Annotated in this window: 1 protein-coding gene; it reads left to right on the forward strand. The window is 64.0% G+C overall.

From position 1 onward, the window contains the following. Window positions 1-314, forward strand: a 314-nt coding sequence (locus tag ACYPYD_RS03440) for a sulfatase-like hydrolase/transferase (RefSeq protein ID WP_459662064.1), incomplete at both ends; no start/stop codon positions are given.

A 314-nucleotide genomic window follows, 5' to 3' on the forward strand; every position in this document is an offset into this window, starting at 1 on the left:
GACAAGTACAAGGGCAAGTTCGACCAGGGCTGGGACAAGGTCCGCGAGGAAACCTTCCGGCGCCAGAAGGCGATGGGCCTGATCCCGAAGGATTCCGTGCTCTCCCCGCGACCGGCTTCGCTGCCCGCCTGGGATTCGCTCGATGCCGAGCACCGCAAGGTCTACGCCCGGCTGATGGAGGCCTATGCCGCCACCGTCGCTTATGCCGATCATGAGACCGGCCGCCTGATCCAGTCGCTGAAGGACAGCGGCCAGTACGACAACACGATGATCGTCTATATCGAGGGCGACAACGGATCGAGCGCCGAAGGCGG

It is taken from the genome of Novosphingobium sp. 11B, from assembly GCF_054589055.1.